Genomic DNA, 19424 nt, shown 5'->3' on the forward strand with positions numbered 1-19424 from the left:
TTGTTGGCAGGGCCGACTAATCCTCGTCGGCTTTCAGTACGGACAGGAACGCTTCCTGGGGGATTTCCACGTTGCCCATGCGGCGCATGCGCTTCTTTCCCTCTTTCTGCTTTTCCAACAACTTGCGCTTCCGGGTGATGTCGCCGCCGTAGCACTTGGCGGTGACGTCCTTGCGGAAGGGGGCGTTGCGTTCCTTGGCAACGATCTTGTTGCCGATGGCGGCCTGGATGACCACCTCGAACATCTGGCGCGGGATGCTGCGCTTGAGCTTGAGCGCGAGCGAGCGGCCGATGCGGGCGGAGTTCTCGCGGTGCACGATGCAGGAGAAGGCGTCCACGGGGTCGCCGTTGATCAGGATGTCCAGCCGGACCAGGTCCGCCTCGCGGTAGTCGATGACCTCGTAGTCGAGGGAGGCGTACCCCTTGGTGGAGGATTTCAGCTTGTCGAAGAAGTCGTACATGACCTCGGCGAACGGAATCTCGTAGGTGATGACCACGCGCGTGGAGGTGATGTAGGCGATGTTCTTCTGGATGCCCCGCTTCTCCTCGCACAGGGCCAGGACCGCGCCCACGTACTCGTTGGGCACGTGCACCTCCAGGCGCACGAACGGCTCGCGGATCGCCTTGATGCGGGTCGGGTCCGGCAGCTTGGACGGGTTGTCGATGATCAGGTCCTCGCCGGTCACGGTGGTGACCTTGTAGATGACCGACGGGGCCGTGGTGATCAGCCGGGCCTCGAACTCGCGCTCGAGGCGTTCCTGGATGATCTCGATGTGCAGCAGGCCCAGGAAGCCGCAGCGGAAGCCGAAGCCCAGCGCCTGGGAGGTCTCGGGCTCGTAGGTGAAGGCCGCGTCGTTGAGCTGGAGCTTTTCGAGCGCCTGCTTGAGGGTCTCGTATTCGGCGGGCTCCACCGGGTACAGGCCGGAGAAGACCATGGGCTTGACCGGCTTGAAGCCGGGGTACGGCACGGCCACCGGATTGTCGGCCAGGGTGATGGTGTCGCCCACGGGCGCGTCGCCGAGTTCCTTCATGGAGGCGCACAAAAAGCCGACCTCGCCCGGGCCCATTTCCTTGATGTCCTTGGCCTCGGGCATGAACGCGCCCAGCCGGGTGACCTCGAAGGCCTTGCCGCTCGAGAATATCCTGATCCGGTTGCCCTTTTTCAGGGTGCCGTCGATGATCCGGAAGAGGACCACCACGCCCTGGTAGGAGTCGTACCAGGAGTCGAAGATGAGCGCCTTGAGCGGCGCGTCCGGGTCGCCCTTGGGCGGCGGCAGCAGGTGGATGACCGCGTCCAGGACCTCCTGCACGTTCAGCCCGGTCTTGGCCGAGACCATGATCGGGTTGGAGCAGTCCAGGCCGATGACCTCCTCGATCTCGCGGCTTATGCGCTCGGGATCGGCGCTGGGCAGGTCGATCTTGTTCAGCACCGGGATGACCTCGAGGTCGTTGTCCAGGGCCAGATACACGTTGGCCAGGGTCTGGGCCTCGACCCCCTGGGTGGAGTCCACCACCAGGAGCGCGCCCTCGCAGGCGGCCAGGGAGCGCGAGACCTCATAGGAGAAGTCCACGTGGCCCGGCGTGTCGATCAGGTTGAGGATGTATTTCGACCCGTCGTGGTCGGTGTACGGGATGCGCACGGTCTGCGCCTTGATGGTGATGCCGCGCTCACGCTCCAGCTCCATCTTGTCCAGGTACTGGTCCTTTTTCTCGCGGTCGCCGACCATGCCGGTGAGCTCGAGAATGCGATCGGCCAGGGTCGACTTGCCGTGGTCGATGTGGGCGATGATGCTGAAATTGCGTATTTTATCGATCTTGCTCATGATTTCCATTCGTAATGGGAATTTTCCGCCGGGCAAGGGACAAGACCCCGTCCACCGGGCGCCGGAATGGTCTTGTAAGGCATTTGCCACCGCCTGTCCAATATATATGGCCCGCCGGCAGGGGCCGCAAAGCCGGGCGCACGCCGCGCACGCTCCCCGCCCGGATCGGGCAGCGGCGGCTCCGCCGACCGCCCCACCCCTCCGGATTGCCCCGGACCGGCCGGAACGGAAACCACAAGTATTGTGTCTTTTCAGGCATCTTGAAGAGTATTCGTCTTTTCCAGACACCGTCTCTTGTTCCAGGTCGGGCGAAGTGGTACGTAATTCATAAACGTAAAAACCATGCCCGGGGCGTGGGAGGCAAGGCTCCGGGCATCATGTGCAAGGAGTCTTCAAGATGTCTGCAAGCAGAGCTATTTTATCCGACCTGCTGGCCGAGGCCGGCGTGGCCGTGAACGGAAACGACCCATGGGATATCCGGGTCCAGGACGAACGACTTTTTCATGACATCCTGCTCAGGAAGAACCTGGGCCTGGGTGAGGGATACATGCGCGGCTGGTGGAACTGCGAGCGGGTGGACGAGTTCATCTGCCGCGTGCTCAAGACCGGCGCGGAAAACCGGGTGCGGGACTCCTGGCGGCTGATCGTCAAGGCGCTGCCCGCCCTGGTCTGCAACCTGCAAAGCCTGTCGCGGGCCAGGATCGTGGCCCAGCGCCACTACGACCTGGGCAACGACCTGTTCCAGGGGTTCCTGGACCCCCACCTGCAGTACAGCTGCGCCTATTACAAGGGCATGAACGGCTGCCCCGAAGACCAGACCGACGAGGAGGTCTCCCGCGACCTGGAACGGGCGCAGGAGGCCAAGATGCGGCTGATCTGCGACAAGCTGGAGCTTGAGCCCGGCGACCGGGTCCTGGACATCGGCTGCGGCTGGGGCGGGCTGGCCAAATTCATGGCCGAGGAGCGCGGCTGCTCCGTGGTGGGCGTGAACATCTCCAAACAGCAGATCGCCTTCGGGCGCCGGTTCTGCGCGGGCCTCCCGGTGGAAATCCGCGAAACGGACTACCGGCGCCTGGACGAGACCTTCGACAAGATCGTGTCCGTGGGCATGTTCGAGCACGTGGGCCCCAAGAACTACCCGGCCTTCATGCGCACCGTGGACCGCTGCCTGAAGCCGGATGGCCTGTTCCTGCTACACACCATCGGCAGCAACACCTCGGGCCCGGGCCTGGACCCGTGGATCGCCACCTACATCTTTCCCAACGGCTGCCTCCCGTCCATCGCCGAGGTCTCCAAGGCCGCTGAAAAGCACTTCGTCATGGAGGACCTGCACAACTTCGGCCCCTACTACGACCGCACCCTGATGAGCTGGCTGCGCAACTTCCGCCACGCCTGGCCGAGCCTTCGCGACAAGTACGGCGACCGCTTCAAGCGCATGTGGGAGTACTACCTGCAATCCTGCGCCGGAGCCTTCCGGGCCAGGGACATCCAACTGTGGCAGTTCGTGTTCTCGCCCATCGGGCGGCAGCAGCCGGAGTGCCGGTGGGGGTAGGAGTAGGACCCAAAAAACAACTGGCGCACACGTTCAAATCAGTTCGTTCTAAAATATTTCGATGTTCGCAGTGCGCTATAATCCAGTATCACTTGAGCGCAAATCCCCAAAACAGGTTGCACAAATAAAAAAACAGAATACCAATAAATTTAAAATTTATCAAAGGAACTCAGATGAATATCAAAACTGTAAATGTTAACATCTTGAAGCAGCACCTACAAATGGGAATTAATCTTTTTTTAGGTTCTGGCTTCTCAATATATGCAAAAGATGGCAACGGAACTCCTCTACCAACAGGGAAACCTCTTTGCGAAGAGCTTCTTGTACATTTTAATCAAAAAAAATTAGAAGGAATGGATTTAAGTCGTGTTTGCAAGATATTAGAATCATCAAATAGGGCCGCCTTAATTAAATTTTTGAGAAGAAGATTTGATGTAAGTACCATAGACACAAGATATGAGTTAATTAAAAAGGTTACAATAAAGAGAATTTTCACGACAAATATTGACAATCTTATAAACAAACTTTTTGAAGACGACACAAAACACTATATCAACGACGTGACGATTCAGGGGCCTAGCATTTCAGATAAAAATGCTATTGATTATATACCACTTCATGGCTCAATCACAAGGGACTCAAAATTAGTTTTTAACCCATTTGATCTTGCATCAGACTTTAGCACTGATCGTGATAAATGGCATTTCTTTACAGAAGCACTGCAACGGCATCCAACATTGTTTATTGGTTATGGAATGAACGATGCTGGCGTACTTGAAGCCTTAACTCCTGAGACCGTAAGGGGTAGAGAACTTAAAGATAGGTGGATTCTGTTACAAGACAGTGATGAGTTCGACCAAGAAGAACTGTATTTTGAAGCATTGGGCTTTAAAGTGATTAAAGGAGATTTGGAGAATTTTTTTGAATTTCTTCAGGAAATTGATATTAAAGATTCGCCTGAATTGGCCATTGGAGCCACCGATATAGTTTTTAAAGAAGAAATCCCGCACCCAGATGAAGTTCCCGTCCGCCCAATTAAAGAATTTTACCTTGGAGCTGCACCACTATGGGCAGATATTTTTTCAGGTAAAATTTGTAAGACAAAGCACTACGACACCATAGTTGACAATATTATAGCAAAAAGAAACGTTATAATTTTGGGAATACCTGTTAGTGGGAAAACCACACTTCTCATGCAAGTTGCTAGTTCATTTCAAACAAACTGCAAAAAACTTTTTTATGATTCCATATCAGAAGAAAAGGCAAAGCTTGTATTAAGAAAGCTAAACGGTGCACCTGCTTTAATATTTATAGACAATTTTTCAGACGACATGAACGCGATTGATATCTTCTCTAAAGCGCGCAACATCCAATTAGTAGCTGCTGACAGAGACTACAACTTTGACATCGTATCACATAGAATTGATCAACGACAATTTAAAATAATTAATGCAACCCCACTTAACGAATTCGACATGCAGGCTATCTATAATAATATTCCAGATAATGTTAGGATGGACCAGTATAAATTACCTCGTGTCGAAGATGGAGTTGACCCATCAATTTTTGAAGTAGTTGAAAGCAACACTATCTTCCCTGTTGTTAGAGAGAGATTTTCCAACATGCTAAAGGATCTATCCTCTCAAAAAAAGTTGCACGACCTACTCGTTATGTGCTGCTATGTTCATTCATGTCGGACCCCCGTTTCCTTCGATATGGCGTACTCATTTTTAAGAGATTACGTTACAGGATACCAAGAGGTATACTCACTACTAGACTCAATCGGGTCCCTTGTTATTGACTTTTCTGGCGAATACCAGCTCAGAGATGGCGAGCAAGATCACTTCATCCCCAGGTCTTCTATATTTTCCAATACGATACTTGCTATAATCAGCTCCAACGACCTAAAATCCGTAATCACGCGATTTCACACAGAGGTCACGCCATACAGGATTTGCAGGTATGATATTTTTAAAAGGCGAGCATATGATGCCAATCTCATTTCACGAGCCTTTAACAACTGGATCGAAGGAAGAGATTTCTACATTAACATCAATTCTAGAGATGAATCACCATTTGTTTTACAGCAGGGCGCACTATACCTATCTAATAAAAATAAATTCAAAGAATCATTTTCATGGATTGACGATGCTTTAGTACTTAGCAAAAATAAAATTTTTTCCATTAGAAACACACATGCCGTCATACTATTTAAAGCAAACATCAATATTGACGATGACTCAAAAACAGTTAGATCAACTCTAAATCAAAGCATGGAAATTTTATCTGAATGCTACCTAAGTGACAAAAGAAAAGTTTATCATGCACTCACTTTTGCTGATTTTGCTCTTAAATATAATGATAAATATGGCGACGAGCAATCACAAGAGTACATGAAAAAAGCTTACGAATGGCTGCAAAGGGAACATAAGGCACAGCCTTGGCACAGAGGAATAAGTAGGCTTTATCGCCTTTATTCAGTCCGGATGACTCGAACATAATTTAGCATTTGCTATTCCATGAGAAAAAGCAACACTTCAAGCCTGACCTTTTTTTACGAATGCTCCTAGCTAGGTTCCAGACAGGTTGCCTATGATGAATTTGAAATAACAACGCACCCTAACCATAGTTATTTATTGTTATTTCAGCTGGCTTTCACCACTTTCCGCAACGCCCGCTCCAAGTCCGACTTCTCAAACGGCTTGACCAAATACTCGTTCATGCCCGCCTCCAGGGCGCGGGTGCGGTCGTGGCGGGCGGCGTGGGCCGAGAGGCCGATGACGGGGATGGTCGAGACGTGGGCGAGTTCCGGGGCCGTGCGGATGGCGCGGGTGGCGTCCAGGCCGTTGAGAAAGGGCATCTGGACGTCCATGAGCACGGCGTCGAAGGGGTGGTCGCGCAGCCGGGTCAGGCAGTCCCGGCCGTTTTCGGCCTCGGCCACGGTGTGGCCCATGCGCTCCAGCAGGCGGCGGGCCATGACCCGGTTGACGCGCTCGTCCTCCACCAGGAGCAGGCGCAGGGGGCGGTCGGCGTCCGGCCCCGGGGCGGACGCGTTCTCGGCCTCGGCCCCACCGGCGTCCCCCACGGACAGGAAGAAGCGGATGGCCGTGCCCTTGCCCGGCTCGCTGTCCACCTCGCAGTTGCCGCCCATGAGCCGGACCAGCTTGCTGACGATGGGCAGGCCCAGCCCCGTGCCCTGGTAGGCCCGGGTCAGGGAGCCGTCCACCTGCGAGAACGGAGCGAAGATGCGCGACAGGTCCTTTTCGGCGATGCCGATGCCGGTGTCGCGCACGGTGACGAGCAGCCGCTTGCGGCCGGGCTCGGGATGCCACAGCTCGCAGACCTCCACGGTGATGGCCCCCTTGTCCGTGAACTTGACCGCGTTGCCCACCAGGTTGAAGAGGATCTGGCGGATGCGCCCGGCGTCGCCCAGGTAGTTTTTCCGGGCCGAGGGATCGATGTCCGCCGTGAGCTTCAGGTCCTTGTCGACCGCCTGGAGCTTGAAGAAATCGAGGCTTTCGGCCACCAGCCCGGTCAGGTCGAAGGGGGCCTCGCGGATGTCCAGCTTGCCCGCCTGGATCTTGCTGAAGTCCAGGAGGTCGTTGAGCACGCGCAACAGGTTGCGCGAGGAATGCAGGGCCGTGTCCACGAGCTCCCGCTGCTCGGCGTTCAGGCCCGCGGTCTGCAACAGCTGGAGCATGCCCATGACCCCGTTGAGCGGGGTGCGCACCTCGTGGCTGATGTTGGCGATGAACTCGTCCTTGACCCGGTTGGCCGCCTCGGCCGCCTCCTTGGCCTGAACCAGCCGCTCCTCGAACCGCTTGCGGTCGGTGATGTCCGTGTGCGTGCCGACCACGCGCCGGGGGCGGCCGTCCCGGGTCCAGTCGATGGTCTTGCCCCGGGCCATGACCCAGGTCCAGCCCCCGCTCGCGTTGCGCAGCCGGAACTCGGTGCGGAACTCCCGGCCGGACTCCGCGTGGGCGGTCACCACGTCGCGGGCCGCCTCCCTGTCGTCGGGATGAAGCAGTTCAAGCCAGGATGCGACGGCGTGCGGGAAGGCATCGACCTCATAGCCGAGCATGGTGAAGTAGCCGGGGCTGAAATAGACCTTTTCCGGGTCCATGCACCAGTCCCACAGGCCGTCGCTGGTGGCCTCCAGGGACATCTGCAGCCGCTCCTCGCTCTCGCGCAGGCCGATGCGGGCCCGGCGCAGGCGCGACACGTAGGCCAGGAGCAAAAGGACCAGCACGGTCATGGCGACCATCGCGCCCGCGGCCAGGGAGAGCTCCACCGTGTGTGCGCTCCACAGGGAATCCGGGGAATTCAGGACCCGGCTGCCCTCGGGCAGAGCGTCCGGATCGATGCCGAACCGCGCGAGCACGCGGTAGTCGAAGATGTACCGGTTGGCCTCGTTGCCCTCGATCACCGGCAGGTGGCGGACCGGCGTGCCGCCGAGGATGGCCAGCCCCATGCGCGCGGCCATGCGGCCCTGCTCGAAGTGGGAGATGATCTTGCCGCCGATGGCGCCCAGGTTCAGGCCGTGCTCCCACAGATCGTAGACCGGGACCCGCGTGTTGGTCAGGATGCGCTTGAGCCCTTCGTCGAAGGACACGGTCGCGCCCGCTGCGTCCCGGTAGGCCGAGAGCAGAAGGATGGCGTCCGCCGGGCCCAGGGCGCGGGTCCGCTCGGCCAGCCCGGCCCAGGTCAGGTCGGTCAGGGAGAGCACGGCCAGGTTCCGGTCCGGGAACGCGGACCGCATGGACAGGTAGGTCAGCAGGTCCGCCCTTGCGCTGGTGGTTCCGTCCACCAGGGCGTACACGGTCCGCAGACCGGGCTGGAGCGTGAAGGCGGCCCGCAGGGTTTCCTCCATGGAGACCGCCTCGATGACTCCGGTGACGCGGTCGTCGTCATTCATGGAATGGGCCAGAGGCTGGTCGTTGACCCCGAAGAATACCACCGGGGTATCCGGAAACAGGATCCCGCGGTTGTCCAGGGCGAAGCGCAGGGCGTTGTCGTCGGCGGTCAGGATGAGATCGTAGCGGGGCAGCCGGGCCAGCTTGTCGGCGAGCATGTGGCGGAAGTCGCGGACGTCCTCGGGCGAGTTGAACCGCTTGGAATCCATGTACTCCACGTCCAGGTCCACGCCCGCCGGTTCGAGAACCGACTCGATGCCCTCGATCTGGCGGAAGAATGTCGGAAAGCCGGGGTGGTAGGAACTGATCAACAGGACCTGCGGACCGGCCCAGGCCTGCGCCGCCCAGGCCGAAGCCACGCCCCGTGCGGCACGGGCGGGCGCCGCGAGGCAGAGGACGAAAAGCGCCGCCAGCACGGCACGGATGGCCGCGGACGCGACGCCCGGGAAAACCCGCTCATTCACCTTCAGCATCATCAACCCCCACCTGTTGCCGCCGGATGCTATTCCCTTACCCGCAGGCCGTCATGTCGGGCAATTATTACTTTTCCGCCCGCACCGCCTTCCGGACAAAAAAAGCCGCCCTGGAGGCGGCCTGGGAAACGACTTCCGGGCCCCGGCTAGGGCAGCAGCGCCTCCAGCCGTTTGGTGATGAACGCCTGAATCTCGGCCAGGCGCGCCTCGTCCGCCGCGTGCACGGTCCTGATCCGCTCGGCGATGGCCGCCTCGTCCAGGCCGCTCATCATGCCGATGGTGAACCCGTCCACCTCCTCGTCGGCGGGCACCAGGCCGCAGCCGCCCACCGCGCCCACGACCTCGCCCTTGACCTTCACGGGCACGCTGACGCGAACCATGCCCGCGTCGCAGTATTCGACGAACGGCTCGCCCTTCTTGAGCAGCTGGGTGAACATCTGCCCGGCCGTGGCGCAGATGGCCCCGAACCCCTTCTCGTCGTTGCGGATGGCCCGGCACAGGTCGTTGCCCCAGGTGTTGCCGAGCAGCCGGTGGCCCTCACCGTCCATGATGTCCGCGTTCAGGCCGAAACGGTCGTGCAGCTCCTGTTGCAGGGCGGCCAGGTCCTCTTCCGAAATCAAATCCTTGAGCGTCATGCGAAGTCCTTCCCGAGGGTGGTGTTCTGGGTGGAAAACCCCATCCGGTTTATCGGGAATCGCGCCCCCGCGCAAGGGATGCGGCGGACGGATTTTGGTTTCCAGCCCGGCTGAAACCCGTTAGAACATGTGGCGGAGATCGACAATGACCAACACGTTCAAAGACACGCTGCGCGGCATGACCTTCGGGGTGCCGTGGAACCTCGCCCTGCTCACCCTGGGCTCCTTTCTCATCGCCTTCTCGGTCAAGGCCATCGCCGTGCCCCACGGCCTGCTCACCGGCGGCATGTCCGGCATCGCGCTCTTGTGCTACTACGCCTTCGGCGGGCTGACCACGGGCCAGTGGTACTTCGCCCTGAACCTGCCCGTGTTCGTCCTCGGCTGGGTCTTCGTCAGCAAACGGTTCTTCTTCTATTCGCTCTACGGCATGGTCATCTCGTCCGTGTTCATCGACGCCATCCCCTACGCCCTGCACATGAAGGACATCTGGCTGGCGGTCATCACCGGCGGCGGGATCATGGGCGCGGGCGTGGGCATCGCCCTGCGCTCGCTCGGCTCCACGGGCGGGTCGGACATCCTGGCCGTGATCTGCAAGGAAAAATTCAACATGTCCATGGGCTCCTTCGAGTTCTGGTTCAACATGCTCGGCTTCGTGGCCGGTTTCGTCTACCTGGACATGAACATCGTCCTCTACTCCATCGCCATGACCTTCGTCATCGCCTTCGGCATCGAGTACGTGCTCGGCATGTTCTCCGAACGCAAGATGGTCATGATCGTCTCGGACCACCACGCGGCGGTCAACGCGGCCATCCTGACCGACCTGGACCGGGGCGTGACCATCCTGGAGGGCACGGGCGGATACTCGGGCCAGCCGCGCAAGGTGGTCATGACCATGATCTCGTCCATGCAGCTCAAGGAGCTGGAGGAGCTGGTCTACACCATCGACCCGGACGCGTTTCTCATCATGGGCTCGGGCTTCCACGTCCAGGGCCAGGGGTTCTCGTCGAGGAAGGTCTATTAGATGTTCAAGGCAGAAAAGAAGGAGACGCCGCCGCCCCGGACCATCGGACTGATCACCGACTTCGGCCTGACCGACCCCTACGTGGGCCAGGTCAGGGCGGTCCTGGCCCGCAAGGCGCCCAACTGCCCGGTGGTGGACATCTCCCACCACGTGGCCCCGTTCAACGTGGCCCAGGCCGGGTTCTTCCTGGCCGCCAGCTACGAGCATTTTCCGGGCGACGCGGTCATCCTGGCCGTGGTCGACCCGGGCGTGGGCACGGACCGGCGCATCGCCTGCCTGGAGATCGGCAACCGGCTGCTGGTGGCCCCGGACAACGGGCTCCTCACCCTGGCCCTGAACCGCGCCTGGTCCGAGGTGCGCGCCTACGACCTGTCCAAGGCCATGGACGCGCCCAAGAAGGTCTCGCACACCTTCCACGGCCGGGACGTGTTCGCCCCGCTGGCCGCATGGCTCGCCCTGGGCGGCAGGCCCGAGGGTGTGGGCCGGGAGATCGATCCCTCGGACCTGGTCACGCGGACCTGGTCCTGTCCCGAGATAGCGCTCGGCCGGGCGCGCGGGCACGTGGTCCACATCGACCGCTTCGGCAACTGCGTGCTCAACCTGGAGGCGGGCTGCCTGGGCACGCCGCGCGGATTGCGCATGGAATCCCCGGCCGGCGGCCCCCTGGCCTACGCGGTCAAGTACGCGGACATGCCCGAGGGCGAGCCCGGCCTGCTCGAAGGCAGCCAGGGATTCCTGGAACTGGCAGTGAACCAGCGGTCCGCCGCGAAACGATTCGGCCTGTCCATGGGCGACACCGTGGAACTGGCCTGGGAGGCATGACGTGCTGCGCGACTTCTTCGATACCCTCGGTTTCCTGACCCGCCTGGCCCCGGCGCGGGTCATCCCGGAATCGGCCATGAACCGGTGCATCCGCTGGATGCCCCCGGCCGGGCTGGTCCTCGGCCTGCTCATCGTCCTGCCGCTTTGGCTCGGCCTGTTCTCCGGCTCCCCGTGGGTCCAGGCCTGGCTCATGGTCGCGGCGTCCATCTATCTGACGCGCGGCCTGCACATGGACGGCCTGGCCGACGTCTGCGACGCGGTGACCACCCACACCGACCCCGTGCGCTTCTGGGAGGTGGTCAAGGACAGCCGCACCGGCGCCTTCGGGGCCATGGGGTTGGTCATGGCCCTGGCCGGGCAGGTGGTCCTGTTCCACGCCATGCTCGCGCGCGGCGAGTACTGGGCCGCCGCCTGGGCGTTCGTTCTGGGCCGGGCGGCCGCGGTCTGGCTCGCCTACCACGTGCGCCATCTGGTCCGCCCGGGCCTGGGCAAGCTGTACATCGACGGGGCCAGCCTGGGCGTGGCCCTGGCCGCCGCCCTGTTCACCTTCGCGGCCGGATGGATCATGGCCGGCCTGCCCGCCACCCTGGCCGCCACGGTCATCGTCACCCTGGTCCTGTACGGCCTGTACCGGCTGGCGGAGCGCGTCGGCGGGGCCAACGGCGACTTTCTGGGCTGCGCCGTGATCCTGGGCGAGCTGGCCGCCGGGCTGGGCTTCGCCCTGGTCGTATAGCCCGTCGTCGACCGGCCCGTGAATGAAACTTAATATTTCTTAACACAATGCGCGCCGTCGCTGGCCCGCGCCTTGCTGTCCCCCCGGTTGAGTTGCCTTGGGCAATTCTTGCCCCCTCAACCTTCAACCAAGGAGTACGGCATGAGCATTTCCGCAGTGAACGGTTCGGGCTCGTCCTTCGGACTGGCCGAAATGATGCAGGCCCGGCGCCAGGAGCGGCCGGACCCGGACGAGATGGCCGCGTCCATCGTGGAAAAGGACGACCAGGACGGGGACGGCCTCCTGAACCTGTCCGAAACGCCCCTGGACCAGGACCGCTTCGACGAGATCGACGCGGACGGCGACGGCTTCATCTCGGCCGAGGAACTGAGCGCCGACGCCCAGGCGCGCACGGCCGAAACGCCGACCGGCACGCAGGGCATGGCCATGGGCGGGGCCTCGGGCTCGGCCCAGCAATCCGGATCAAGCAGTGACGAGTCCTCGGAAGAGGACTACGACCAGTACGACCTCAACGAGGACGGTGTGGTCACCCTGGACGAGCTGATGCAGGCCTTCCGACAGGGCGACCAGAGCCTCCAGGCCCTGTTCGACGGCATGGACGGGGGCTCCCCGGCCCTGAACCAGCGGCTGGCCAGCCAGGCCTACAAGGCCGGGACCGGGTCCTAGCCGCCCGACACCGTCTCTCTCAGGGAGGAGGGAGATGCGTGCCGGGGCCGATCTTTTCTTGGCAAGCCCCCCCCTGCCCCGGTAGGATGCCGGTCATAAACCGACATCCCGGAGGATCTCATGCACAAACGACTCCCGTTCATATCCGCCCTGCTGCTCGCCCTGTTCCTGCTGCCGGGCTGCGCCCCCAAAATCAAGATTTTCGCCTCCCCGGCCACCGAGCCCCTCAAGGAGTACGTGGTCGACGGCACGGACAAGGGCAAGATCGCGCTCATCCACCTGCGCGGCTTTTTGTCCACCGAACCGGCCCAGGGCATGCTCCGCTCCCAGCCCAGCGCCGTGCAGGAGATGGTCAACAACCTCAAGCTGGCCGAGGCCGACGACGAGGTCGGGGCCGTTGTAGTGGCCATCGACTCGCCCGGCGGGACCGCCACCGCCTCGGACGTGCTCTACCACGAACTGACCGACTTCAAGAAACGCACGGGCAAGCCCGTGGTCGTGGCCATGTTCGACGTGGCCGCCTCGGGCGGGTACTACGCGGCCCTGCCCGCCGACTGGATCGTGGCCCACCCCACGACCATCACCGGATCGGTGGGCGTGGTCTTCATGCGGCCCAAACTGAACGGCCTGATGGACAAGGTCGGCGTGGGCGTGGAGGTCTCCAAGTCCGGCCGCGACAAGGACATGGGCTCGCCGTTCAGGCCCACCACCGAAGAGGAAAAAGCCTTGTTCCAGGGCATCATAGACGACATGGCCGCGCGCTTCTATTCCCTGGTCCAGGCCCACCGCCACCTGACCCCGGCCAACCTGGAAACCGTCAAGACGGCGCGGGTCTTCACCGCGAACCAGGCTTTGACCATCGGCCTCGTCGACCAGATCGGCTATGTCCAGGACGCCTTCGCCAAGGCCCGCTCCCTGGCCGGGCTGGCCCCGGACTGCACGGTGGTCACCTACCGCCGCGACCTGTACCCGGACGACAACCCGTACAACACCATGGACGCCGCCGAGCCGTTCAAGCCGAGCCTGCTCGGCGTGGACGCGAGCTTCATCCTGCCTCCCCGCGCGGGCTTCTGCTACGTCTGGGAAGGCGGGGTCACGCGTTAGCGTTTCCCGGCCCCGATTGCACACGAAGGCCCCGGCTCCGCATGGAGCCGGGGCCTTTTCGCCGCGTTGCCGATCGGCCGCGGCGGGATCAATAGATGCGGTTGCGGAACATGACCACGGCCAGGGCCATGCAGGCCAGCCCGATCAGGGCCAGGGGCCAGACCTGCATGAGCAGCACGTAGGTCGGGGAGTTTTCGATGAACACGCCCCGGATCAGGACCAGGACGTAGCGCAATGGGTTGACCAGGGTAATCCACTGGACCACCTCGGTCATGTTGGCGATGGGCGTGGCGAAACCGGACAGGAGCACGGACGGCATCAGGAACAGGAAGGAGCCGAGCAGGGCCTGCTGCATGGTCACGGACAGGGACGAGACCATCAGCCCCACGCCCACCGCCGCGAAGATGAAAAAGAACAGCCCCAGGTAGAGCAGCCCCAGGTTGCCGCGCAGGGGAACCTCGAACCAGAAGACCGCGGCCAGCATGATCAGCGTGGACTCCAGCAGGCCGATGACCAACCCCGGCGCGGCCTTGCCGACGAGGATGCCCATGGGCGACAGGGGGGTGACCAGCAACTGGTCGAAGGTCCCGTGCTCGCGCTCGCGGGCCACAGACAGGGCGGTCACCAGCAGGGTCACCACCATGGCGATGACCCCGACGATGCCGGGCACGAAGAATTGCCGGCTCAGCGCGTTTTCGTTGTAGTAGATGCGCGAAACCAGGAGGGACGGGCTGGCCCGGCCCGCCCGCGTCAGGCGCAGGGTGTTGTATTGGCCGACCACGTTGCTCAGGTAGTTGCCGATGATCCCGGCGGTGTTGGAGTTGCGCCCGTCCAGCAGCACCTGGACCGGGGCGCCGCGGCCCGCCTTGAGGTCCTTGGCGAAATTCCGGCCGATGCGCAGGACGAAGCGCACCCTCCGGCTGTCGATCATCTCCCGGATGACGGGCTCGCCCCGGACCTCGCCCACCAGGTGGAAGTACGGGGACCCGGACACCCCGGCCAGGAATTCCCTGGACTCGATCGACCGGCTCAGGTCCTCGAAGGCGTAGGGGATGTCGGTCAGATCGAAGGTGGCCGCGTAGCCGAACAGGATCAGCTGGATGATCGGCGGGCCGATGACCACGGTGCGGCTCTTGGGGTCCTTGAGCAGGGTCAAAAACTCCTTGATGATCAGGGCGATGATGCGGCGGACGCTTTCCATGGGCTCACTCCAGGCTCTTGCGGGTCTTGCGGAAGGCCAGGGTCATGAACACCAGGGCCAGGACGGTCATGCCCGCGAGGTTGGGCAGCAGGACCGAGGCCACGTCGCCCGCCAGAAACAGCGTCTGGACGATGTTGACGAAATAATTGGCCGGAACGACGTAGGCGAGCACCTGGATGAACAGCGGGGTGCTGGACAGCTCGAAGATGAACCCGGACAGGAAAAACGACGGCAGAAAGGCGGCCAGCAGGGCGATCTGCCCGGCCACGAACTGGTTCTTGGCCGTGGACGAGATGAACAGCCCGAGCCCCAGGGTGCCGACCATGAACACGCCGCCAAGCGACAGGAGTAGGGCCAGGGAACCCCGGAACGGGACGTTGAACAGGAACACGGCCATGACGATGCACAGGATCACGCCGCCCATGCCGAGCATGAAATAGGGGATCAGCTTGCCCAGGACGATCTCCAGCCGGCTGACCGGGGTGACCAGCAAGGCCTCCATGGTCCCCCGCTCCCACTCCCTGGCCATGACCATGGCGGTCAGCAGCGTGCCGATCAGGGTCATGATGATGGCCATCAGCCCGGGCACCAGGAAATTCTCGCTGCGGATGGCCTCGTTGAACCAGATGCGCTGGTCGAGGTCCACCAGGCCGACCCGGGTCATCCCCCTGGCCCCGGGCAGGGTCTGCGAGACCGTGGCCAGCCAGCGGTTCCAAGTCATGGTCACATAGCCGAGAATCTGCAGGGCCCGGTTGGAGTCCACCCCGTTGACCACCAGTTGAACCGGGGCCTGGCCGCCGGTCATCAGGCGGCGGGTGAAATCCGACTGCAGACGGATGACCGCGTCCACCTGCCGGTCCAGGAGCATCCGCTCGGCCTCGGCCCAGGAGGTCGTGGGCACCGGGCCGAAATACTCCGAGTGGCGGAAGCGGGCCAGCAGGGTCGAGGCCGTTGGGTCGGGCTTGTCCATGACAAAGGCCACGGGCAGCTTCTTGGGGTCCAGGCTGATGCCGTAGCCGAAGAGCAGGAGCATGACGATGGGAATGACGAAGGCCAGGGCGATGCTCGAGGGGTCGCGGACGATCTGGAGCCATTCCTTGACCAGCAGGGCGCGCAGGCGGTTGAAGTCGAGTCTGTCGCGCACGGTCAGGCCTCCTTCCTTTGCGCCCGGTGGTCTTCCACCAGCTTGATGAACGCCTTCTCGATGGTCGCGTCGCCGTCGGTTCCGGCGAACTCCCGGATTTCGTCCGGGGTGCCCTGGGCCAGCAGCTCCCCGGCCATCATGATCAGCATGCGGTCGCAGTATTCGGCCTCCTCCATGAAGTGGGTGGTGACCACCACGGTCACGCCCCGCTCGGCCAGGGAGTTGATCCGGGCCCAAAACTGCCGCCGGGCCAGGGGATCGACCCCGGAGGTGGGCTCGTCCAGAAAGAGGATGTCCGGCTCGTGCATCAGGGCGCAGGCAAGGGACAGCCGCTGGCGAAAGCCGAAGGGCAGCTCTCCGGACGTGGTCCCGGCCTGGTCGGCCAGGTCCAGGTCGTCGAGCGCCCATTGCACCCGCTCTTCCCGGTGCGATCCGTGCAATCCGTAGACCTTGCTGAAGAAATTCAGGTTCTCGAGCACCGAGAGCTGGCCGTACAAGGAGAACTTCTGGGCCATGTAGCCCAGGTTCTTGCGCGCCTTGGCCGCGGCCCGGCGCAGGTTCAGCCCGCCCACCTCCAGGGTCCCGCCCGTGGCGGGCAGCAGGCCGCAGAGCATGCGGAAGGTGGTCGACTTGCCCGCCCCGTTGGGGCCGAGCAGGCCGAATATCTCCCCCCGCCGAACCGAGAAGGTCAGCCCCTTGACCGCGTAAAAATCGCCGAACCGCCGCTCCAGGCCGTCCACGCTGATGGCCGTGCCGTCGCCGCCGCGCACCTTGCTCACGTTCAGGGCCGGGGGCGCGGCCCCGGTATCGCGGTTGAGCAGGAGCATGAAGCCGTCCTCGAACAGGGGCTCGCTCGGTTCCGGGTCCCGGGCCCCGGCCTCGCCGAACAGGGCCCGCGGCAATTCCGCGTCCCGGGTGACCACTCGGACCCGCCCCGATTCCAGGGTGGCGTCGACGATCCCGGGCTTGCCGAACAGGCGGCTCTGGACCACGCGTGGGATGCCGTCGGGCGTGACCCGCCAGGTCCGGCCCCGCGCCTCTCCGATAAATGAATCCGGCGTGCCCTGGCCGATCAGCTCGCCGTCCTGGAGAATGAAGACCTGGTCGCAGCGGGCCGCCTCGTCCAGGTAGGCGGTGCTGACCAGCACGGTGATATCGTCCTGGCGCACCAGGGTGTCCACGATGGACCACAGCTCGCGCCGCGACAGGGGATCCACGCCCACGGTGGGTTCGTCCAGGAGCAGGAAGCGCGGCGTCTTGAGCAGGGAGCAGGCCAGGCCGAGCTTCTGCTTCATGCCGCCGGACAGCCGCCCGGCCAGCCGTTTGGTGAAGGGGGCCAGGTTGGTCATGGCCATCAGGGATTCGTAGCGCTCCCCGCGCACGTCGAGCCCCACGCCCTGCAGGTTGGCGTAGAGGTCCAGGTTCTCCTGCACGGTCAGATCCTCATACAGCCCGAACCGCTGGGGCATGTAGCCGATGGCCGACTGGATGTCCCGGGCCTGCCCGACCGAGTCCATGCCGAGCACGGTCACGCTGCCCTCGTCCGGGGCCATGATGCCCGTGGCCAGGCGGATGAGCGTGGTCTTGCCCGCGCCGTCCGGCCCGAGCAGGGCGTTGACGCTGCCCGGCGCAAGGGCCAACGAGACGCCGCGCAGGGCCTCCACACGGCCCTTGCCGCGCGCGAAGCTCTTGCGCAGGTCCTTGATCTCCAGGGGAAACGAAACGTTTTCTTCCGGCATGGCCATGCCTAATCCCCGGCTCCGCCCCGCATGGCCGGCTCGGCCGTGGGTTCGAAATGGACCGTGACCGGCATGCCCAGGCGCAGCTCGTTGTCCGGGTCGTGGACGTTCAGCCGGACCTCGTAGACCAGGGAGGTCCGCAGTTCCGGGGTCTCCACGGACCGGGGCGTGAACTCGGCGGTGGAGGAGATGAACCCGACCCAGCCCGCAAAACGCCGGTCCGGCCAGGAGTCGGCCACGGCAAAGCCTCGCATGCCGGGCTTGATCCGCCCGAGCTCGGTCTCGGGCACGTACGTCCTGACCCACTTGGGGTCCATGACGCCCAGGGTGAAGACCGGGCTCTGGGGCGAGGCCATGTCGCCCGGCTCCAGGTTGCGGCTGCGGACCACCGCCTTGGTGGGCGCGTACAACGCGCTTTCGGCCAACTGCACGTTGAGCACGTCCAGATCGGCCTCGAGCCTGTTCAGGGAGGCCTTGGCCGAGGCGATCTCCTCCCACCGGGCCCCCTTTTCCATGAGGATGCGGTTCTGCACCGCCACCTGGTACCGGGCCTTGGCCACGTCGTACTGGGCCAGGGCGTCGTCCAGGTCCTGCTGGGCGTTGGCCCCGCTCTTGAGCAGCCGCGACTGCCGGTCGTACGTCCGCTTGGTCAGGTCGCGCTCGGCCAGGGCCTGACGCTCCTCGGCCCGGGCCTGCCGGATCTCCTCGGGCCGGGACCCGTTCTCCAGCTGGATGACCATGTATTTCTGGGCGTCCACTCCGGCCTGGACGGACTTGATCTGGGCCTCCAGGCGCTGGGTCTTGAGCTGGGCCAGCTTCTGGCCCCCTTCGACCACGTCGCCCTCCTCCACCAGGACGTCCCGGATTCGCTCGCTGTCCCGGAAGGCCAGGTTGACCTGGCGGATGTCCACGTTGCCGTAGAGCACCAGCGCGCCGGTGTCCGCACATTCCGGGCAAAACGCCCGGTACCCCAGGTAACCGCCTCCACCGAGGAGGACCAGAGCCAGTATGATGATGACAACCTTCCGCATACCGTAACGACTTCCTGTTGTTTGGCGCATGGCTTCAGGGCCTTGCGTCCATTGTCGCATCAAGCGCCGTCGAGGGGAAACAATTTTTCGATCAGCCGCTTGAACTCGCCTTTTTCCGCTCCATCCAGCGGCGAGAGCGTCCGCTCCATGAGCCCGAGACATTCGGGCAGGACCCGTTCCACCAGGGCGGCCCCCTTCCCGGTCAGGACGACCACGGTCTGCCGCCGGTCGTCCTCGTCCGGCTGCCGGATGACCAGCCCCTGGCCCTCCAGCCCCCGGATCAGCCCGGACATGGTCGCCCGGGTGATGCCCTGCTCCCGCGCCAGCTCCGAAGGCAGGGCCTGCCAGACCTCCCTGCGCCGCAAAAGCATGAGCACGATCCAGCGGCTATGGCTCAGGCCGTGCGCCTCGAGCACCCGGTCCAGCCGCAGCAGGCATTCGCTGCCCAGGGCCAGCAACCGGACGAATATCTGCACCCCGTTGATATCGGCGTGCGGCAGCACGGCACGGAGCCTGTCGACCATCTCTTCGTCGGGAAAGTCCTTTAGGAAAAACATGACCCCACTTT

Annotated in this window: 15 protein-coding genes; 7 read left to right on the plus strand and 8 right to left on the minus strand. The window is 62.6% G+C overall.

Annotation, left to right across the window (positions count from 1 at the left end; translation table 11 throughout):
- Positions 1-16: 16 nt before the first annotated feature.
- Entirely contained in the window at positions 17-1822 is a 1806-nt protein-coding gene (gene lepA / locus BerOc1_RS06385; protein ID WP_071547032.1) for a translation elongation factor 4, read from the minus strand.
- 397 nt (positions 1823-2219) lie between these two features.
- Here lepA and cfa point away from each other — a divergent pair, with 397 nt between their 5' ends.
- Both cfa and BerOc1_RS06395 read left to right on the plus strand, forming a co-directional pair.
- Positions 2220-3374: a cyclopropane fatty acyl phospholipid synthase gene (gene cfa, locus BerOc1_RS06390; protein ID WP_071544895.1), complete on the plus strand. Its 1155-nt coding sequence runs from the start codon at positions 2220-2222 to the stop codon at positions 3372-3374.
- 173 nt (positions 3375-3547) lie between these two features.
- Positions 3548-5875 carry an SIR2 family protein gene (locus BerOc1_RS06395; RefSeq protein ID WP_084641178.1) on the plus strand — a complete coding sequence of 776 codons (2328 nt, stop codon included), beginning with the start codon at positions 3548-3550 and terminating at the stop codon, positions 5873-5875.
- A 143-nt stretch (positions 5876-6018) separates the two neighbouring features.
- Here the strand turns inward: BerOc1_RS06395 and BerOc1_RS19410 are convergent, their stop codons facing one another.
- Together BerOc1_RS19410 and BerOc1_RS06405 are read right to left on the minus strand one after the other, a co-directional pair.
- Positions 6019-8763, minus strand: coding sequence for an ATP-binding protein (locus BerOc1_RS19410; RefSeq protein ID WP_071544897.1), 2745 nt, complete (start codon positions 8761-8763; stop codon positions 6019-6021).
- Positions 8764-8906: 143 nt separating this feature from the next.
- Positions 8907-9395 (minus strand): PocR ligand-binding domain-containing protein, encoded by a 489-nt coding sequence (locus BerOc1_RS06405; RefSeq protein ID WP_071544898.1) that lies wholly within the window; start codon positions 9393-9395, stop codon positions 8907-8909.
- A gap of 145 nt (positions 9396-9540) precedes the next feature.
- Between BerOc1_RS06405 and BerOc1_RS06410 the strand changes: the two genes are divergently transcribed.
- The 5 genes from BerOc1_RS06410 to sppA all read left to right on the plus strand — a co-directional run bounded on the left by BerOc1_RS06410 (position 9541) and on the right by sppA (position 13741).
- Positions 9541-10416 carry a YitT family protein gene (locus BerOc1_RS06410; protein ID WP_071544899.1) on the plus strand — a complete coding sequence of 292 codons (876 nt, stop codon included), beginning with the start codon at positions 9541-9543 and terminating at the stop codon, positions 10414-10416.
- Positions 10417-11238, plus strand: a complete 822-nt coding sequence (locus BerOc1_RS06415) for an SAM hydrolase/SAM-dependent halogenase family protein (protein ID WP_071544900.1) — start codon at positions 10417-10419, stop codon at positions 11236-11238.
- Between the two features lies 1 nt (position 11239).
- Positions 11240-11971: an adenosylcobinamide-GDP ribazoletransferase gene (locus BerOc1_RS06420; protein WP_207503295.1), complete on the plus strand. Its 732-nt coding sequence runs from the start codon at positions 11240-11242 to the stop codon at positions 11969-11971.
- A 141-nt stretch (positions 11972-12112) separates the two neighbouring features.
- Positions 12113-12637, plus strand: a complete 525-nt coding sequence (locus tag BerOc1_RS06425) for an EF-hand domain-containing protein (RefSeq protein WP_071544901.1) — start codon at positions 12113-12115, stop codon at positions 12635-12637.
- Between the two features lie 120 nt (positions 12638-12757).
- Positions 12758-13741 carry a signal peptide peptidase SppA gene (sppA, locus tag BerOc1_RS06430; protein ID WP_071544902.1) on the plus strand — a complete coding sequence of 328 codons (984 nt, stop codon included), beginning with the start codon at positions 12758-12760 and terminating at the stop codon, positions 13739-13741.
- Between the two features lie 88 nt (positions 13742-13829).
- Here the strand turns inward: sppA and BerOc1_RS06435 are convergent, their stop codons facing one another.
- From BerOc1_RS06435 to BerOc1_RS06455, 5 genes are read right to left on the minus strand one after another with little or no spacing between them, the layout of a single operon-like run.
- Entirely contained in the window at positions 13830-14942 is a 1113-nt protein-coding gene (locus BerOc1_RS06435) for an ABC transporter permease (RefSeq protein WP_071544903.1), read from the minus strand.
- Positions 14943-14946: 4 nt separating this feature from the next.
- Positions 14947-16086 carry an ABC transporter permease gene (locus tag BerOc1_RS06440; protein ID WP_207503296.1) on the minus strand — a complete coding sequence of 380 codons (1140 nt, stop codon included), beginning with the start codon at positions 16084-16086 and terminating at the stop codon, positions 14947-14949.
- Positions 16087-16088: 2 nt separating this feature from the next.
- Positions 16089-17831: an ATP-binding cassette domain-containing protein gene (locus BerOc1_RS06445; protein WP_242652893.1), complete on the minus strand. Its 1743-nt coding sequence runs from the start codon at positions 17829-17831 to the stop codon at positions 16089-16091.
- 2 nt (positions 17832-17833) lie between these two features.
- The gene (locus tag BerOc1_RS06450) at positions 17834-18856 is read right to left on the minus strand and encodes an HlyD family secretion protein (RefSeq protein ID WP_071544904.1); all 1023 of its coding nucleotides are present in this window, start codon (positions 18854-18856) and stop codon (positions 17834-17836) included.
- A gap of 59 nt (positions 18857-18915) precedes the next feature.
- Positions 18916-19413 carry a MarR family winged helix-turn-helix transcriptional regulator gene (locus tag BerOc1_RS06455; protein ID WP_071544905.1) on the minus strand — a complete coding sequence of 166 codons (498 nt, stop codon included), beginning with the start codon at positions 19411-19413 and terminating at the stop codon, positions 18916-18918.
- Positions 19414-19424: the final 11 nt, after the last annotated feature.

The organism is Pseudodesulfovibrio hydrargyri, from assembly GCF_001874525.1.
Taxonomy (GTDB): Bacteria; Desulfobacterota; Desulfovibrionia; order Desulfovibrionales; family Desulfovibrionaceae; genus Pseudodesulfovibrio; species Pseudodesulfovibrio hydrargyri.

What these genes read in the sequence shown, in the direction of transcription:
- BerOc1_RS06405 (WP_071544898.1), bottom strand. Translation starts at nt 9,395, where the DNA reads ATGACGCTCAAGGATTTGATTTCGGAAGAGGACCTGGCCGCCCTGCAA.
- BerOc1_RS06410 (WP_071544899.1), top strand. Translation starts at nt 9,541, where the DNA reads ATGACCAACACGTTCAAAGACACGCTGCGCGGCATGACCTTCGGGGTG.
- cfa (WP_071544895.1), top strand. Translation starts at nt 2,220, where the DNA reads ATGTCTGCAAGCAGAGCTATTTTATCCGACCTGCTGGCCGAGGCCGGC.
- BerOc1_RS06455 (WP_071544905.1), bottom strand. Translation starts at nt 19,413, where the DNA reads ATGTTTTTCCTAAAGGACTTTCCCGACGAAGAGATGGTCGACAGGCTC.
- BerOc1_RS06450 (WP_071544904.1), bottom strand. Translation starts at nt 18,856, where the DNA reads ATGCGGAAGGTTGTCATCATCATACTGGCTCTGGTCCTCCTCGGTGGA.
- BerOc1_RS06395 (WP_084641178.1), top strand. Translation starts at nt 3,548, where the DNA reads ATGAATATCAAAACTGTAAATGTTAACATCTTGAAGCAGCACCTACAA.
- BerOc1_RS06435 (WP_071544903.1), bottom strand. Translation starts at nt 14,942, where the DNA reads ATGGAAAGCGTCCGCCGCATCATCGCCCTGATCATCAAGGAGTTTTTG.
- BerOc1_RS06415 (WP_071544900.1), top strand. Translation starts at nt 10,417, where the DNA reads ATGTTCAAGGCAGAAAAGAAGGAGACGCCGCCGCCCCGGACCATCGGA.
- BerOc1_RS19410 (WP_071544897.1), bottom strand. Translation starts at nt 8,763, where the DNA reads ATGATGCTGAAGGTGAATGAGCGGGTTTTCCCGGGCGTCGCGTCCGCG.
- BerOc1_RS06425 (WP_071544901.1), top strand. Translation starts at nt 12,113, where the DNA reads ATGAGCATTTCCGCAGTGAACGGTTCGGGCTCGTCCTTCGGACTGGCC.
- sppA (WP_071544902.1), top strand. Translation starts at nt 12,758, where the DNA reads ATGCACAAACGACTCCCGTTCATATCCGCCCTGCTGCTCGCCCTGTTC.
- lepA (WP_071547032.1), bottom strand. Translation starts at nt 1,822, where the DNA reads ATGAGCAAGATCGATAAAATACGCAATTTCAGCATCATCGCCCACATC.
- BerOc1_RS06445 (WP_242652893.1), bottom strand. Translation starts at nt 17,831, where the DNA reads ATGGCCATGCCGGAAGAAAACGTTTCGTTTCCCCTGGAGATCAAGGAC.